Here is a 15613-nt window from a genome sequence, read left to right on the forward strand (position 1 = left end):
AATATCAGAGAGGAGACACATGAACAGACCCGAAATCATATACCATCCCGGATACCGGGAATACAATCCCTGAGAATCATTGCCCCGAAAAGCCACCGGCAGCCCTGCTGTGTGGAGGGACCCCGATGGCTCGCAAAGAGGCATCATAACGCACAAAACCACAAAAATGAAAGAAAAAATTGCCGGATAAAAAGATTTTATCCGGTTCTATTCGGTAGATTTAGAGATCAGCTCAGACGAATGAAGCCCAGAGGCTCATCTGGAAGGAGAGGTTCATATGCTAATACGACACGTTCCCCAACCGGAACCATATAGACAATCCATCCATTTATCTCTTCATCCGAAAGGAGAGTCGTAGGTTCCAGAACCTGATACCCTTCGAGGTCGACAGATTCCTGATCATAACTGCCCCCGGACGCATAAACGGGAAGATCAAAATATGGACTTACGGCTAAGGAATAATCATCAGTATTTTTTATACGAATATGAACCATCAGATACTCATACCCGTGAACGGGTTCGGAACTGAACATATCACTTTCAGGACTACTTTCAGCAACAATGGTATTTGCACGACTGCCCCTGATGACCTCATCTACGGAAATCTCAGCATTTACCTGTGGATTCTGAATCGTAAGGATTTCATTTAGTCCGACAGTTTCGACATCGATAGTATTCGCAACGGTCTCGGATGGTTGAGGATCTGGTTCATACGTGGCAGTGGGAACGGGAGTAGTATCTTCAGGGGGGATGTTTGAATCATCGGACCCCACACACCCTGCAAAGAGAATAAAACAGATCGCAATAGCGATCACATAGATTTTTGTTAGAGACACATAATCATCTTCTGTATATATATGACTGCCAAATGAAACGAATAAAACTATCCATCTGCATTTTAATGCATAATATAAAGAAATTGAAAGAATCTGCGGCTAAAACAAGAACATTTGGTCATTTCATTCAAATTGAACACCAAAATGATTCAAAATCCTTTTTTTACTCAGAACCTTCTGTTCCTGATAATCTACGACATCAGAAGTCAACATACTGAAAGCTCATAATCTAACAAATTCAGATACAGAATATCAATGACTCAGTTCAGTGTCATAATCGAGCAGGCACATAAAAAATACGGCCGATTGTAAAGTAAGCCCTGTATGCACTATACTGTTGCAGTACTCCGGAAATTCCGGATAGTTGCCACCTCACACACATAGTTCCTGAATTTCAAATATATTTTTCAGATGCTCGTTCATTGTTCTGACATTCACACCAACGAGTTTCTTCATCATCTTCTGACTCAGCCAAATGGTTTCATCCTCAAAACTTCCGGTACACACTCTTCCTGTGCCCGACTTCAATCACATGAATGACCATCTCACCATCCAGAATCGACATCACCGCCCGGTACTGCCCGACACGGAGTGAATAAAATGGCGGATTATCTGAACCCTGAAGCTCTTTCATATAAATTCGTGGATTCTCCTCATCTGCCAGCACATGAAATTCTTTAATGAATTTCAGCATAATTTCCCGGGGAAGATGTTTCAGGGAATGACGTGCAGATGAGGAAAAGGTGAGCCGATATCTCATCAGACATCCGTTTCTGTTTTTGCATATTTCCGGGATGCATTATCTTTTAGCGATTTACGATCCGTTTGGGATGTATCAGAAATATCAACAATCTCAGATGTATCCGGGTCTTCAGCCACACCCAGTTCAGCTAAGATCTCTTCATGAGTGTAGTAAATTCCCTCACGGTATTCCTTCAGCGACCGTTCGATGGTTGCGAGCGTCTCTTCACTCAGAGGCTCGTCATCAATTGTTGTATCAAGCAGTCGTGTTATCACTGCATCGAACGATTCACGAGGATGTTTTTTCAGCCGGTGCAGGCGGTCCCTGGTGGTGGTCTGGATACGGATGGAGGTGGACTGCATACAGTATACTACATGTGCATACATGTTAGGTGTTTGGGTGGGACCATGGATCTCTCTGCCTCGCTCTTTCCAATCTTCCTATCATTTCATGGCGACATAATAGGCCCCATAGCTGATAATGAGGGAATAAACATGAATTCGGGTTCGTTGACACAGCGTTTCGTGCTCTCAATTTCAGAAAGAAGACGCTTCATTGTCGTCCCTGTCTCAGCCAACCGGACGATCTCGACGAGTAGTTCCTCGAAGGCACTCGCGGTTTCATCTATGACCACATAGGTGCAGAGCACGCCATGAATCCAAACCTGATGCAGAGACATACTGAAAGCTTATCTCCTAAAAAATTCAGATACGGAATATCAATGACTCAGTTTAGTGTCATCATCGAAAAGGACGAGGACGGTTATTATGCCCATGTGCCAGCACTTCAGGGATGTTATGCTCAGGGTGACACCTACGAAGAATCTTTGGAAAACATAGAGGATGCAACAAAGCTGTATGTCGAAGATCTGACTGCATCAGGACAAAATATCCAAAAATCAAGTCAGATAATTCTTACAAAAATAGAGATTCCTGATTTCTCTTCGTCAACCGCAATGCCTCACGAATAAGTTCAAGACCAGCTTCGGTATCATCCGCCGATAAGTTTGACAGGTAAGTATACCTTTTCAGCACATCGAATACGCGTTTTTTCGGATATGTGTAACCATTTGGACTGGAAAATTTATACAATCCCTGAGCAAAACCGATAAGAAATTCTACGATGCAATTATATTTTTATTAAAATCGTTTCGATAGTTATATGCAGATACTAGCATATCGATTAAATATGGAAAGAGCTATAAATTTAATAAGTACTAATCAGGCCACTCTTTTTCTTGGTGCAGGTGCATCAATGGGGGTTGGAGGTCCTTCTGGGGGGCAATTACTTAATGAAATAACATCACATTTTGATAACGTAGAATATGGATCATCTACAAATTTTTTTGATGTTTGTCAGGATATCATTGAATCAGGAAAATATACAAGATATGATTTAGAAAAATTCATAAAAAAAAGTTTAGAAGGTCTACACCCAAATGATATTCATTCTCACCTTGCCGCATTACCTTGGAAGTGTATTTTCACAACAAACTATGATCTGATAATTGAACGGATTCCTCAAAATGAATTAAAAGGAAGAAGAATTAGAGTAGTAAAAAATAACGGATCTACTATAGAATATAAAAAAGATCTCCTATATTACTTTAAAATATTCGGTTCTATTGATACCCCTAGTGACCTTGCCGGGTATCCAATCTTATCAAGAACTGACTCTAATATTTCTTTCTCAAACCGAGATTTTTTCTACAATATTTTAAGCGACTGTATAAGGCAAGGGCCAATAATTTTTATTGGTTATTCGTTTGAGGATCATCTCGTTTTCGACTTAATGGCAGAATTATATCGAACAAATAAACCAGATATAATACGTGAATCTTTTGCAATCATTCCGAGTCAACCTTCACCAAAAGTTCAGCGTTTTTTTGATCAATACAATATTAAGACTATTAAAGCCACTTGCGAGGAATTTGTTGATTTAGTTTATCCGATGTTTAAAGATAAACCATTTAAATTCACCCAATGCGATAATACGATTCATATCAGAGGAATGCCTTTTGATATACCATTCGCTGTTGCACAATCATCAAAAGATAATTTTATTTTTTTGAATTCCGAATCAACGGAATCGAAATGCAAAGATATGAAATCATTTTTTAATAATGAAGATACTTCGTTTTATCCATATTATAGCCATTGGGATTTCATAAGGGAAGTTTATTCATTTGATGGATCTCTAAATCCAGAAAAAAGCTCAATATATGGTAAAAATATTTTGAATGGATTAAAAAAACATCTTTTCGAATTAATAAATAATTCTCAAATAGAAAAAAATGCCATTACATTTTTATCCGGACCGGCAGGATCTGGAAAAACAATCATTCTAAATCGATTAGCTTATGATTGGTATACATCGGGATATCCAGTAATTATTATGAAACCCCAAGGAAATTATGTTGATTACAGACAATTGGATTATTTCCTTGAGCATTTAGAAACAAGGATAAAATCTACTGAAGGGAAAAGACAGAACCATTCTAAGGCTAGAACTTTAATAATCTGCGATAACTGTTCGTCTTTTATCGAGGATTATTTTAGAGCATTTGATTTTCTAACTTCTAGAGGAAGATTATTTTCAATGATTTTTGCTGATCGAGACAATCTATTAGATAACAAAATTAAAGAAAATTTTGTTACATATTCCCTATCTGAGACAGTATCAGATAATGAACTTAATGCATTTAAGGAATATTTGACAAATCTAAATTTAATCGAAACTGAAGCAGATCTATTTGGAATAATAGACAATCCTGATATTAATGAATCATTCTTTGCGTTAATGTATACGATAATTGATGAAACACGAAGACCACTTAACAAAATTATTCATGATCAATATATCCGATTGGCGGATTGGCCAAAAAATATCTACGAATATGTATGTCTATTTAATAATTACAATATCAATCCAAGTGAAGATTTATTAGTGAGATGTTCCGGACAGAAATATGAAACTTTCCTAAAGGAAGTTGAAAAAGGCCAGTTAGAAAAAGTGATTTTTTATGAATCTAATGAAGATGATAATATCGAATATCGGGTTCATCACCCAATAATTGCTCAACGCACAGTCCAATTTGAATTAATGGAACCGACAATAAAAGCACAAAAATTTATTGAGATCATAAGCAAAGTCAATGAATCTTATAGCGTTGAAGTGAAAAAGATAGAGAAACTTTTAGTTACAGGTGCAGGCTCAAACTCCCATTATAAAGATTTAAATTTAAATTTAAAAAAGGATATTTTTGAAATTGCTTGTTCAAAAATTAAGTCTAGAGTTTTATTTCACCATTATGCGTTATTGGAATTGGAGGGAAATGATAAAAATTATGAAAAGGCTGAATCTTTACTAAAAACAGCATTAAGCATCAAAGATCCTTTCGAAAGAGATGAAAATATTTACACATCACTTGGAAAATTGTATTCAAGCAAAGGCCAATATTTAGAGGCGCAGAATGAACATGATGAATCTTTAGAGGCATATAGAATCGCAGAATCTAATTTTAAACGAGGCAGAACTGGACATTTTAAAAATAAGAATTCATACCATGGTCAAATTGTGTTATATTCTAGAGAATCTGAGCAAATTACTGATGAATTAGAGAAATTTAAACTGTATTCCAAAGCACTGGATCTCTGCGAAGAAGCAATATGCTCATTAAATGAAAAAGATCAATTCATTTTCTATAATGAAAAATTCTCAATTTTAACATCATTAAAGAGAATTGAAGATTTTGAAGCACTCATCGAAACACTTGCTACCCAGTATCAAAGCGCCATTGGTTACAAGGTAAAAGCATACTTAATGTATACAGATCTTCTCGGATCATGCAATAAAAAATTAATCGAAACGGAAGAAAATTTAAGAATATTAAATGACATTCAAAATATTGTTGATGAAGGTTTAATTGTTGATGATACTAATTCCGACTTATTGAGATTACAAGCGACAATCGGTCTAGTGAAATACAAGAATGATCCTGATGTCCAATATGAATTATTAAATAAATGGTATATGTTCAAAACTTATTCAGACATAAATTTGCAGTACAACTATGGAATATTATTATTTTACAGAGAATATTATAATGAATCAAAGAGAATATTCACTGAATTAGGCTCACTCTCCCAATGGGTATTGTCCAGGAGTTCGATGTCTGATGCACATTATTTTACTGAAAATGGAGTTATTAAAGAATTTGAAGGAGAAATCATCGAAATTAATGCTGAGAGAACAAGGGGGTCTATAAAAATACTTTCTTTAGATAATTTAGACTATCCAATTATATTTTTCCCAAGATTTTTTGCTTCAATTAACGATAGGGTCCTATGTAAGATTGGTTTCAATTTGCGAGGATCATTTGCTGCGGATGTCCGTAAAGATTAAATTTCAGAGAACAATCAGATACCTATTTTTCATATCCTAAGTTTAGTAGTTAGCACAGACCACTGCAATGCTTACGTACCAAATCCTAGGAAATTTTAGACTTATTTAAGAAAACCAAAATCCAAACAAAAAAAGAAATCAGGCCTTAATCCTCTTAAAGCAAACGAGTTCGCCCCGTTCCATTTCGTCAAGCCACATTTTGATGAATGCTGAAAATCTCCTCTGAGTTCCGGAATAACCGTGAACCCGAAGTGCGTTGACACGGCGTTTCGTGCTCTCAATTTATGTCAGGAGACACTTCATCGTCGTCTCGATATCATACAACCTGAAAAAATAATCCAAAAGCATTCCACTGAAAATGAACCTCTATCAGATTTCAGACAATAGCAATGTTCGATCAGTTCAATATAAAGGCCAGAAGAATGTAATAGGTTAAAAGAGGAATTTCCTCTTTGTTCTAATTGCTGTTCTTTGCAAGAATTGCGAGTGCAGTTGCACCGACAAGCGCGCCAATCCAAAATGTACGTGCTTCAGGTGCAAATGCTTCTTTTGGCAAATTAATGCTTACATGGTTCAATTTTTTAATATCACACTTGCGTTTTTGTATTGCTGTCATACTAGTACCTCCCTAATTTAGTAGCACAACGATCCGGTGGACCTTTGCACCCCATCCACCCGTAATCCACCATATCTAGTTCCCCCCATTAGAATTGCCAAATAATGCGGCAATTGCAGCAATACCAATTCCAATTATCGCAAACAATGCGATAAGTGCGAGTAAGTCTTCAGTTTGCATCTCGTTCAGAGCACTCACATATTTATTTACAGTATTTCTATTGATCCCAGTATGTTGCGCTATCTGGGCATTATTGAAGCCCTTGTTTCTGAGCATCAAAATCTCCTTCAGCATAACAGGATTCAGGCCATATTTTTTTGATAATCTAATGAATTGTTCATTAGCCTGAGTTTCGTCAAATGGAAGGTCCATGCAATATAGTTACACGCCACAATATAAATAATTTTGCACAATATTAGTCATAATGACTAAATTATATCAAATAGACCACGACAAAATTTTTACAAAATCTTCTCAAATGTCCCAAAATATACGATAATTGCAGGTTGCTCAGTGCAGTATCCCCAAATAATAAATTAATAAGAGAAAAGCAAATGTCATCAAAAATACCATCAAATTAGTCTCGAATAAATGAGAAAATAGATAACACCAGCCATTCAAGCCAGTTCTAGATAATATGACCATACATCATGATCGAGAAGCGACACTCTTCATCATTATATTGACGACACGGACTGAAAGGTAAATCAATCAAACAAAAAAAAAAGAATCAGGCCTTACTCTTCGCCTTAATCTTCTTAAGGCGAACGAGTTCGTCCCGTTCCATTTCGTCAAGCCGCATTTTGATGAATGCGGAGGCCTCCTTGAGTTCCGGAATAACCTTGAACTCAAGTGCGTTGACACGGCGTTTCGTGCTCTCGATCTCAGAAAGGAGACGCTTCATCGTCGTCTCAATCTCAGCAGCCCGGATAATCTCATCGACCAGTTCCTCAAATGCACTTGCAGTCTCATCAATGACTGCAGATGACCCGAGCACGCCATAGCCGCGCTCGGTAAGGCTCTTCTTTACCTTGGACGATTCAATCTCAGGGACCACAACGCCCATGATATTCTTCTGTTTTAAAGTGAGTTGGGGTTTCTCACGGACAGACATAGCCGCCGCCTTCACCCCAATGGCACCCTCAACGGTATTTGCGATAGCAATCATCTGCCGGGCCGTGTCGTACTTCTCGCCGACCGCGTCCCGGGAGCCCTTTGCTTCCTCTAATACCTTGAAGAACTCAAGGATCAGCCCATCGCGCTTCATTTTAAGGATGTTATACCCACGCTCCGAGAGCTTGACCCTCCTCTTGAGGCCAATAAGCTCGGACCGTGTTGGCTTCACATCTTTCAGCGCCATGGTGATTATGCCTCCTTACGGTACTTGGGGTGATACTTCTGTATCAGACCACGGTCGATACGGACTAAGAGCTCTTCTGGCAGGGTTGCAAGAAGCTCCCATGCGAGATCAAGCGAGTCCTCAATCGTCCGGTTCTCGTCGTGTCCCTGGCGGACAAAGCGGTTCTCAAAGTGGTCAGCGAACTCAAGAAGCCGCTGGTCACGCTCGGAGAGTGCGTCCTTACCAACAATTGCGACAAGACCACGGAGATCGTTACCTTCCGCATAGCCTGCATACATCTGATCGGTGACCTTCTTGTGGTCTTCACGGGTCTTACCCTCACCAATACCATTGTTCATCAACCGTGAAAGGGATGGAAGAACATTGATCGGTGGGTAGATACCCTTACGGTGGAGATCACGGTTAACCACAATCTGGCCTTCCGTAATATATCCGGAAAGATCAGGAATCGGGTGCGTGATATCGTCACCGGGCATCGTTAAGATGGACAACTGAGTAACGGATCCCTTCAGACCTTTAATCAGGCCGGCACGCTCGTAGAGCGATGCAAGATCAGTGTACATGTATCCCGGATATCCACGACGTCCTGGCACTTCCTCACGGGCAGCTCCAATCTGACGGAGAGCCTCACAATAATTGGTCATATCGGTGAGGATAACAAGCACATGGTACCCAAGCTCGAACGCAAGGTACTCAGCGGTTGTCAGTGCAAGACGTGGAGTGATGATACGCTCAACTGCAGGATCATCAGCAAGGTTCAGGAACACAACAGCGTGTTCGAGAGCACCTGTGCGCTCGAAGTCAGCCATAAACTGGTTCTCTTCTTCCTTGGTGATACCCATTGCAGCGAACACAACAGCAAAGTCCTCAGTTGAGCCAGGCACACGTGCCTGACGGGCAATCTGAAGCGCAATTTCGTTGTGGGGCAGACCTGATCCCGAGAAAATCGGGAGTTTCTGACCACGCACAAGCGTGTTTGTCGCATCGATTGTGGAGATACCGGTCTGAATGAAATCAGCTGGTGACTGGCGTGCGTACGGATTAATCGCAGCACCGCCGATGTCAAGACGTTTCTCCGGAACAATATCCGGACCGCCGTCCTTTGGCTTACCAGCACCAGAGAGGATACGTCCAAGCATATCACGGCTCACTGGCATCTTGATGGTCTCGCCGGTGAAGCGGACACCAGAGTCCCTGCCGATACCGGCAGTAGACTCGAAGACCTGAACCACAACAAAATCATCAGACGTATCGAGCACCTGACCACGCTTCACTGTACCATCTGACTGGACAATGTTCACGAGCTCTTCGTACCCGACCGGCTCAGTCTTCTCTACAAAGACAAGCGGGCCTGCGATCTTGTTGATCGTGCGGTATTCTTTCATTTCTGGTATGCCTCCTTGAGTTTGCCGACTTCGGTTTCCATTGCCTTGTTGATGCGGGCAACTTCTTCCTTATACTCGGTCATGAACTTCACCTGTGGCAGGTCATTCTTCGCAGCGATCGTGGTGATCTTTGTTGGCGGCACACCAAGCTTCTGGGCGCCGTATGCAAGAACTGCGTAGTTCTTGATTGCCTTCATGATGTCGTACTGCTTCTCCATCGAACAGTAAGTGTCGACAGGGTCGAACGCATTCTGCTGAAGGAAGATTTCACGAAGCATACGTGCGACTTCAATTGTAATCTGCTCTTCATCAGGCAGTGCATCAGATCCGACCAGCTGCACAATCTCCTGGAGTTCTGCTTCCTTCTGGAGGACTTCCATCGCCCAGATACGCAGACCATTCCACTCAGGTGAAACATTCTCATCATACCACTTGGACAGCGTGTCTAAGTAGAGTGAATATGAATTCAGCCAGTTGATTGCAGGGAAGTGACGGCGCTGGGACAGCTTTGCGTCCAGAGCCCAGAAACACTTCACAATACGCAGGGTATTCTGTGTAACCGGTTCAGAGAAGTCACCACCGGGCGGGGATACCGCACCGATAACCGTAACAGATCCTGACTCATGGTTCAGGGTCTCAACACGGCCGGCACGCTCATAGAACTCAGACAGACGGGCGGCAAGATATGCCGGATATCCCTCTTCACCAGGCATCTCTTCAAGACGTGAAGAAATTTCACGCATTGCTTCTGCCCAGCGGGAGGTTGAGTCTGCCATCAGTGAGACATCGAATCCCATATCACGGAAGTACTCCGCGATGGTGATACCGGTGTAAACACTGGCTTCACGTGCTGCAACAGGCATGTTGGATGTGTTTGCAATAAGCACGGTTCGCTCCATAAGAGGCTTACCGGACTTAGGGTCCTCAAGTTCAGGGAACTCGGTTAAGACTTCAGTCATCTCATTGCCACGTTCACCGCAGCCAATGTAGACAACAATCTGAGCGTCAGACCACTTTGCAAGTGCCTGCTGGGTAACCGTCTTTCCTGACCCGAACGGACCAGGAATAGCGGCTGTACCACCCTTTGCAATAGGGAAGAGACCATCAAGGATACGCTGACCGGTGATCAGTGGAATATCCGGGTTCATCTTCTCTGTTACCGGACGTGGCACACGCACAGGCCAGACCTGCATCATCTTAATTTCTTCACCAGTGTCGAGGGTACAGACCACATCGTCAATGGTAAACTCACCGGACTTAATGTCGGTAATCACGCCGCCCTTCGATCTCGGGGACACCATGATTTTGGTGAGAATGTTTGTCTCCTGTACTTCACCAATGACAGTACCTGCAACAACGGAGTCGCCCTTCTTAACAACCGGGACAAATTCCCAGAGCTTCTCATGTGAGAGACCAGGTGCTGTTACACCACGCTCAATGAAATTGCCCATCTTGCTAACAAGAACTTCCAGCGGCCGCTGGATACCGTCATAGATACTGGTCAAAAGACCTGGACCAAGCTCAACAGCCAGAGAGAGGCCGGTGTTAGCTACGGGTTCACCTGGTCTGATACCAGAGGTGTTCTCGTACACCTGGATGATGGTTTTATCTCCTTCAATCCTGATGACCTCACCCATAAGCTCCTCATCTCCAACCTGCACCACATCATACATGTGTGCATTCAGACCGACTGCGGTGACAACCGGCCCGGAGATGCGCTTAAGTATTCCTTTTGAATTTCCTTTCACTTCCACAAATCAACACCCACTGCTCTCTTAATTTTATCACGCATCGATACCCCGCCAACCTCTCCGCCAATTGAAACGACAGTTGGCTTGACGGACTCGCCAAGTTCTGTCTGCAGGCGCTCGGGGAGGCGTACCATGTCGCTGCCGCGGATGACCAGTATTGCTACTGTCTCATCCGCCATCAGCTTGGTTACGGCATCAGTGAGTGAAGCGTCATCCTCGGCGGCCACGGTCTTTTCGACACCCGCAAGCCTGAACCCGAGAATAAAATCGCTGTTTCCGACTACTGCTATCTCCATTGCTTTTACACCACCAGGAATTCGGCAATCTTCTCTCCGGGAAGCCCGGATTCCTTGCCTCGGGCAATCGCCCGGAGGTTTGCCACCTCATAGCGCTTGCGCTTCAGGTAGACAAGTGTCGGACAGATGGAGAACGGATATCTCTTAGAGATGCGATCCATCTGATCGAGCATCACCCTCGTGAGTGCATTCTCCATCTCATGCAGCGGCATCGTCTTGTCAGCCTCTTCCATCAGTTCACCAATGGGGCCTTCAGGATACCGCTTTTTAATCCCTTCAAGAATCTCATCCATGCTCTCTGAGGCAGCAAGACGGACCAGTTCATCAACAGATATACCGCCGCCTTCAACCATCAGATTACGGACATCAACATGGGCCTTGCCCTTAAAGAGGCGGATGACCGTCTTGATGTTCAGGAGATCGATCTCAAGCTTCAGATAGTCGCGGAACGGCTTACCGCCGGCAACACCGCTATTCGTCTGCTTGAGAACATAGTGATAATACTCCTTGAAGAGTTCATTTTCGAGATCGCCAAATGTGCCTTTCTCCATTGCAGCAGGAAATTCCCGTTCGAGAACCGGGTAAAGGGACCATGAAGAGAGCCCTTCCACGATACGCTCGGGAGAATCTTCTGCCAGAAGACGGTCAAGAAACACACGGTCAAGGCTGCCTGCCGGGATAAGGACCTCTTTTATTTTCCCCGCACGGACCCCCTGGGTCTTTCCGCGGAGAATGGTGAGGACATTATAGATATCCCAGTGCTGCTGGTAGCTTGCCGTGAATTTCTTTATGACACCAGGCATGATACCAAGGACATTCTGGAACTCTTTTGCAAGATTCCAGGAGAGACCAACCTCAATGAGGTCAATGCCAGAGAACGATGAGGCAAGCTCATCGATCTCTGCCTTGTACTCCGTTTCCTCGATAGACCGGATGATCTCGGGCAGGCTCATATTGAGCATCCGCATGTATTCGTCGTGCTGAATCAGCTTTGATTTCCGAACACGCATACGAGTACTCGAATAGATGTAGGGAGCAGGGCCAGTTGTGTTAACTGAACTCATGTTTATATCCCCCCAAACCTACCCGAACAGGATATCCGATGCATCCTTTAATCCGGATTCCCATACCTCAGAGACAAATGTGGAATAGCTGTAATCGAGTTGCAGCGTTCCGTCATTACTCTCTGCGATTATGCCGCCGGTGATGTCTTTTGTTCCTGCCAGTGAGAATCCGGACAGGGTCTTCAGGCTCGACAGTGCATCCTCGACTGAATGAACGTCACGTTCACTGCAGTAAAAGAGACCTTCGTGAAGTTCCTTTGCCGCTGTCTTGCAGAGTTCGCGGATGGCCTTCCGGTGGAATTCGTCCGGCAGTGCCGCAATATCTGCGGCAACCCGGCCAAATACCTCGTCGAGGACATCCTTCTGGGCATTGAGCGTCTCACGCTTGACAGACAGATTAGCGGCTGCAACCTCCTGGGCCATGATATAACCCTCCTGGCGGTTTGCATCCTCCTCTGCTGCCATCTTGATTGCGATGACCTTCTCCTGTGCCTCTGCAAGGATTGCGCTAACTTCAGTCTGTGCTTCTTTTTTGATAGCCTCAGACTCCCTGATACCCTTGTCCCTGATTTCACCGACTACAGCATCCAATGCCATAAATCGTCAATCCTCAGAATAAGAGCAGGAGTGCGATAACAAGGCCAAAGATAACGACTGTTTCAGGAATAACCGTAAAGAGCAATGCGAGACCGAACATCTCTTTGTTCTCTGCGGTTGCGCCAACTGCTGCGCCACCAATACCAAGCTGTGCAAGACCGGTACCCATACCGGCAAGGCCTACTGCGAGACCTGCACCAATTGCTTTGAATCCGATTGCCGATGCTTGTGCGACTTCGATGGTCATAGTTTCAACTGCCATATTTTAATCCTCCGTAAATTTGCGTAATTTTCCAAATGGTTCGTATTTCTTTCCTCCACCCTTGTAGAACTTGGTGAAGAATTCGACGTAGTGTAAACGAATTGAGTGTAAACCGCCACCCATAATACCCAGTGCGGTATTGAGAATGTGGCCGATCAAAAAGATCACAATTCCAATTAAGATGATAACAATTCCAATGATACTCAGGTTTGCAAGCTGCGGCTCAATGATGAGTTCAATGGCGATGTAGTTTGTGACCATTGCAATAGCAACAGACGACAGACCTACTGCAGCAAGACGTGTGTAGGACAGCACGTGACTGATAACAGTCGGAAGTTCCATGAGTTCAAGCATTGAATCCTGCCCGATACCGATAATACCCACAAGGAGAAGAACAGCACCAGCCACTCCAAATCCATTGATTCCTACAAAGACTGCAGGATATCCTGCGAGAACCGGCATCAGTGGCATCTCGAAGAGAGACCACAGCATAAGAAGTATACCCCACATAACAAGAATCCAGCCGAGCTGGCCGAAGATAACTTTGCTCCGGTGACGGCCTGGCTTCATCATATTTGCTGCGTTGTACATATGGAGCATTCTGCCTAACGTGATGTGAAGAATACCGATCCATGCGGTAAGAACGAGCATCAGCACTGCATCCGGCCCGTGGCCGCTTGCATGGCTGCCGATATTTAAGTGACGATTGATACCAATAGGCGACCACGGAAGGGCAAACCCAAGGCACTCACTGTATATCAGACCAAAGATAATACTCGAAATACTTGCGTTTCTAAACACATCAAGAAGTTTTTGCCCTGCATCATCTTTCAGGAATTTCCTGAGATAATAGCCAAGAGCCAGGAGAATAATACCGTATCCGACATCACCAAGGATGAAACCAAAGAATATCGGGAAGACGATAGAGACCAGAATGGTCGGATCAAATTCACCATACTGAGGACGCGAATAGATGTCCATCAGCATTTCGGTCGGCTTCGAGAAATCAGGATTGTGATACTCGACCGGGACTGCCTCTTCAATGGGGTCAAACTCGACCTCTGAAACAAAGACTTTGCCGCCGGTTGCCGACTGCAGATCTGACGTGAGTGCCGCTACCATGTCGGCAGGAACCCACCCTTCTGCTACAAACGTTTCTTCTGTGGTGGCGAACCGAAGCGGTGCTTCCGCACGCTCCACTTCTGCCGTGAGAAGTTCGTCGCACGCCACCAGAAACGTTGCGTTTTTCTCTTTCTGGGCGGAAATACGCCCGGAAACCACCTTGAGGTCCCCCTCAAGACGGGTAATCTCATGAGTATACCATACCGTTCGTTCTCCGGCAGTTCCATTCTCATCCGGAACCGGAATTGGTTGGAAACCTGCTTCAAAGAGGTCCTTCTCAGCCTCTTCAGCATTTTCACGGGGAACAACGGCAATCAGAAGATTGCTCTTTTCATATGCAGTGATAAACATCTCATTCGGAACGCTGAGACTGACATGTGCAGGAACAAGCCCTGCAAGAACTACAAAATTCTCAAACCCTTTCAGATCGGCAAGATTTGCCGGGAATAACGTATAGGGTTTCAGTTCTGTAATCCGTGTCTCGTAATCACGAATGGTGTTCTCAAGCGTAATCTTTTCATCAGCGAATCCTGCCGCTTCATCTTCAATAGCCTGCAGCTCACGCTCAATGCGCTGCCTGACCTCAGATGTCGGCATCTTCCTTTCGTCTGTATCCATGCCTTTGGAAGAGACACCATAGGTGTTCTCAATCGACCGGATACGGACAAGATCTGATGATGATTCACTCGCACCAGGGAGAGGCATGCCTATTTTACATCCCTCAAGACCCTGTGCATCTGACTCCACAAAATCCTCAATATGGAAGAGATTGTGACGGTACAACTCACGTACGACAGCTTCAAGCTGATCCTTCGATGCTGCAATAAGCAGCTTACTCATTGTCTGGGGTTCAAACATTGAGCTTCACCTTGAATTGGTTCACAAGCTGGTCAACCGCTACTTCAAGGTTCTTTTTCGAATCTGCACGCACCGATGCAGCCTGCTTTTCACCATCTGCGATGATAACAGCGCTTTTTTTCTTAGCTTCGGCGTGTGCGTCAGAAATCCGCTTGGCTTTGTACTCTTCAGCACCTTCAGTCTCTTTGGCAATCTGATTTTCGGCTTCGGTGCGCGCATCAACCAACATTTTGGTTTTCTGCTCACGTGCAGCCTGAATCAGGGATCTGCTTTCTTCTTCTGTCTTTTTGATGCTCTGTAAGACCTCAGTCTTCATCCAT

Annotated in this window: 17 protein-coding genes and 1 pseudogene; 2 read left to right on the top strand and 16 right to left on the bottom strand. The window is 43.8% G+C overall.

Features of this window, described 5'->3' with window-relative positions; translation table 11 throughout:
* Nucleotides 1-227: 227 nt before the first annotated feature.
* The 4 genes from L0665_RS06185 to L0665_RS06200 form a co-directional block, all read right to left on the bottom strand.
* On the bottom strand, nt 228-836 hold the full coding sequence (locus L0665_RS06185; protein WP_274924825.1) for a DUF4352 domain-containing protein: 609 nt from the start codon (nt 834-836) through the stop codon (nt 228-230).
* Nucleotides 837-1323: 487 nt separating this feature from the next.
* Nucleotides 1324-1596, bottom strand: a complete 273-nt coding sequence (locus tag L0665_RS06190) for a type II toxin-antitoxin system RelE family toxin (RefSeq protein ID WP_274924826.1) — start codon at nt 1594-1596, stop codon at nt 1324-1326.
* Entirely contained in the window at nt 1596-1964 is a 369-nt protein-coding gene (locus L0665_RS06195) for a DUF7557 family protein (protein ID WP_274924827.1), read from the bottom strand. Before L0665_RS06195 ends, L0665_RS06190 begins: the two co-directional genes overlap by 1 nt.
* Nucleotides 1965-2026: 62 nt before the next feature.
* Nucleotides 2027-2257 carry a V-type ATP synthase subunit D gene (locus L0665_RS06200; protein WP_338036423.1) on the bottom strand — a complete coding sequence of 77 codons (231 nt, stop codon included), beginning with the start codon at nt 2255-2257 and terminating at the stop codon, nt 2027-2029.
* Nucleotides 2258-2299: 42 nt separating this feature from the next.
* On the opposite strand from L0665_RS06200, the gene L0665_RS06205 reads away from it, so the two are divergent.
* Nucleotides 2300-2548 (top strand): type II toxin-antitoxin system HicB family antitoxin, encoded by a 249-nt coding sequence (locus L0665_RS06205; RefSeq protein WP_274924828.1) that lies wholly within the window; start codon nt 2300-2302, stop codon nt 2546-2548.
* Between the two features lie 191 nt (nt 2549-2739).
* The gene (locus tag L0665_RS06210; RefSeq protein ID WP_274924829.1) at nt 2740-5982 is read left to right on the top strand and encodes an SIR2 family protein; all 3243 of its coding nucleotides are present in this window, start codon (nt 2740-2742) and stop codon (nt 5980-5982) included.
* Nucleotides 5983-6120: 138 nt separating this feature from the next.
* Here L0665_RS06210 and L0665_RS10855 read toward each other — a convergent pair.
* The 12 genes and pseudogenes from L0665_RS10855 to L0665_RS06265 form a co-directional block, all read right to left on the bottom strand.
* Nucleotides 6121-6300, bottom strand: a pseudogene (locus tag L0665_RS10855) (V-type ATP synthase subunit D); the annotation flags it as partial.
* 139 nt (nt 6301-6439) lie between these two features.
* Nucleotides 6440-6598, bottom strand: coding sequence for a hypothetical protein (locus L0665_RS06215; RefSeq protein WP_274924830.1), 159 nt, complete (start codon nt 6596-6598; stop codon nt 6440-6442).
* Between the two features lie 75 nt (nt 6599-6673).
* Nucleotides 6674-6970 carry a terminase gpP N-terminus-related DNA-binding protein gene (locus L0665_RS06220; RefSeq protein WP_274924831.1) on the bottom strand — a complete coding sequence of 99 codons (297 nt, stop codon included), beginning with the start codon at nt 6968-6970 and terminating at the stop codon, nt 6674-6676.
* Between the two features lie 358 nt (nt 6971-7328).
* The gene (locus L0665_RS06225; protein WP_274924832.1) at nt 7329-7958 is read right to left on the bottom strand and encodes a V-type ATP synthase subunit D; all 630 of its coding nucleotides are present in this window, start codon (nt 7956-7958) and stop codon (nt 7329-7331) included.
* A 5-nt stretch (nt 7959-7963) separates the two neighbouring features.
* Complete coding sequence (locus tag L0665_RS06230) at nt 7964-9343, bottom strand: V-type ATP synthase subunit B (RefSeq protein ID WP_274924833.1); 1380 nt, start codon at nt 9341-9343, stop codon at nt 7964-7966.
* Nucleotides 9340-11097 (bottom strand): ATP synthase subunit A, encoded by a 1758-nt coding sequence (locus L0665_RS06235; protein WP_274924834.1) that lies wholly within the window; start codon nt 11095-11097, stop codon nt 9340-9342. The genes L0665_RS06230 and L0665_RS06235 overlap by 4 nt, the downstream gene beginning before the upstream one ends.
* A complete protein-coding gene (locus L0665_RS06240; RefSeq protein WP_274924835.1) occupies nt 11088-11390 on the bottom strand; it encodes a V-type ATP synthase subunit F in 303 nt (100 codons plus the stop codon). The genes L0665_RS06235 and L0665_RS06240 overlap by 10 nt, the downstream gene beginning before the upstream one ends.
* A gap of 5 nt (nt 11391-11395) precedes the next feature.
* Entirely contained in the window at nt 11396-12454 is a 1059-nt protein-coding gene (locus L0665_RS06245; RefSeq protein WP_274924836.1) for a V-type ATP synthase subunit C, read from the bottom strand.
* A gap of 18 nt (nt 12455-12472) precedes the next feature.
* Nucleotides 12473-13051 carry a V-type ATP synthase subunit E family protein gene (locus L0665_RS06250; protein WP_274924837.1) on the bottom strand — a complete coding sequence of 193 codons (579 nt, stop codon included), beginning with the start codon at nt 13049-13051 and terminating at the stop codon, nt 12473-12475.
* 13 nt (nt 13052-13064) lie between these two features.
* Complete coding sequence (locus tag L0665_RS06255) at nt 13065-13313, bottom strand: ATPase (RefSeq protein ID WP_274924838.1); 249 nt, start codon at nt 13311-13313, stop codon at nt 13065-13067.
* A gap of 3 nt (nt 13314-13316) precedes the next feature.
* Complete coding sequence (locus L0665_RS06260; RefSeq protein ID WP_274924839.1) at nt 13317-15293, bottom strand: V-type ATP synthase subunit I; 1977 nt, start codon at nt 15291-15293, stop codon at nt 13317-13319.
* Nucleotides 15286-15609, bottom strand: a complete 324-nt coding sequence (locus tag L0665_RS06265) for an ATPase (protein WP_274924840.1) — start codon at nt 15607-15609, stop codon at nt 15286-15288. Before L0665_RS06265 ends, L0665_RS06260 begins: the two co-directional genes overlap by 8 nt.
* Between the last annotated feature and the right edge of the window lie 4 nt (nt 15610-15613).

This window comes from Methanogenium marinum, from assembly GCF_028912405.1.
Lineage (GTDB): Archaea > Halobacteriota > Methanomicrobia > Methanomicrobiales > Methanomicrobiaceae > Methanogenium > Methanogenium marinum.

What these genes read in the sequence shown, in the direction of transcription:
- L0665_RS06260 (WP_274924839.1), bottom strand. Translation starts at nt 15,293, where the DNA reads ATGTTTGAACCCCAGACAATGAGTAAGCTGCTTATTGCAGCATCGAAG.
- L0665_RS06205 (WP_274924828.1), top strand. Translation starts at nt 2,300, where the DNA reads ATGACTCAGTTTAGTGTCATCATCGAAAAGGACGAGGACGGTTATTAT.
- L0665_RS06250 (WP_274924837.1), bottom strand. Translation starts at nt 13,051, where the DNA reads ATGGCATTGGATGCTGTAGTCGGTGAAATCAGGGACAAGGGTATCAGG.
- L0665_RS06255 (WP_274924838.1), bottom strand. Translation starts at nt 13,313, where the DNA reads ATGGCAGTTGAAACTATGACCATCGAAGTCGCACAAGCATCGGCAATC.
- L0665_RS06245 (WP_274924836.1), bottom strand. Translation starts at nt 12,454, where the DNA reads ATGAGTTCAGTTAACACAACTGGCCCTGCTCCCTACATCTATTCGAGT.
- L0665_RS06225 (WP_274924832.1), bottom strand. Translation starts at nt 7,958, where the DNA reads ATGGCGCTGAAAGATGTGAAGCCAACACGGTCCGAGCTTATTGGCCTC.
- L0665_RS06200 (WP_338036423.1), bottom strand. Translation starts at nt 2,257, where the DNA reads ATGTCTCTGCATCAGGTTTGGATTCATGGCGTGCTCTGCACCTATGTG.
- L0665_RS06240 (WP_274924835.1), bottom strand. Translation starts at nt 11,390, where the DNA reads ATGGAGATAGCAGTAGTCGGAAACAGCGATTTTATTCTCGGGTTCAGG.
- L0665_RS06195 (WP_274924827.1), bottom strand. Translation starts at nt 1,964, where the DNA reads ATGTATGCACATGTAGTATACTGTATGCAGTCCACCTCCATCCGTATC.
- L0665_RS06210 (WP_274924829.1), top strand. Translation starts at nt 2,740, where the DNA reads ATGCAGATACTAGCATATCGATTAAATATGGAAAGAGCTATAAATTTA.
- L0665_RS06190 (WP_274924826.1), bottom strand. Translation starts at nt 1,596, where the DNA reads ATGAGATATCGGCTCACCTTTTCCTCATCTGCACGTCATTCCCTGAAA.
- L0665_RS06230 (WP_274924833.1), bottom strand. Translation starts at nt 9,343, where the DNA reads ATGAAAGAATACCGCACGATCAACAAGATCGCAGGCCCGCTTGTCTTT.
- L0665_RS06265 (WP_274924840.1), bottom strand. Translation starts at nt 15,609, where the DNA reads ATGAAGACTGAGGTCTTACAGAGCATCAAAAAGACAGAAGAAGAAAGC.
- L0665_RS06220 (WP_274924831.1), bottom strand. Translation starts at nt 6,970, where the DNA reads ATGGACCTTCCATTTGACGAAACTCAGGCTAATGAACAATTCATTAGA.
- L0665_RS06215 (WP_274924830.1), bottom strand. Translation starts at nt 6,598, where the DNA reads ATGACAGCAATACAAAAACGCAAGTGTGATATTAAAAAATTGAACCAT.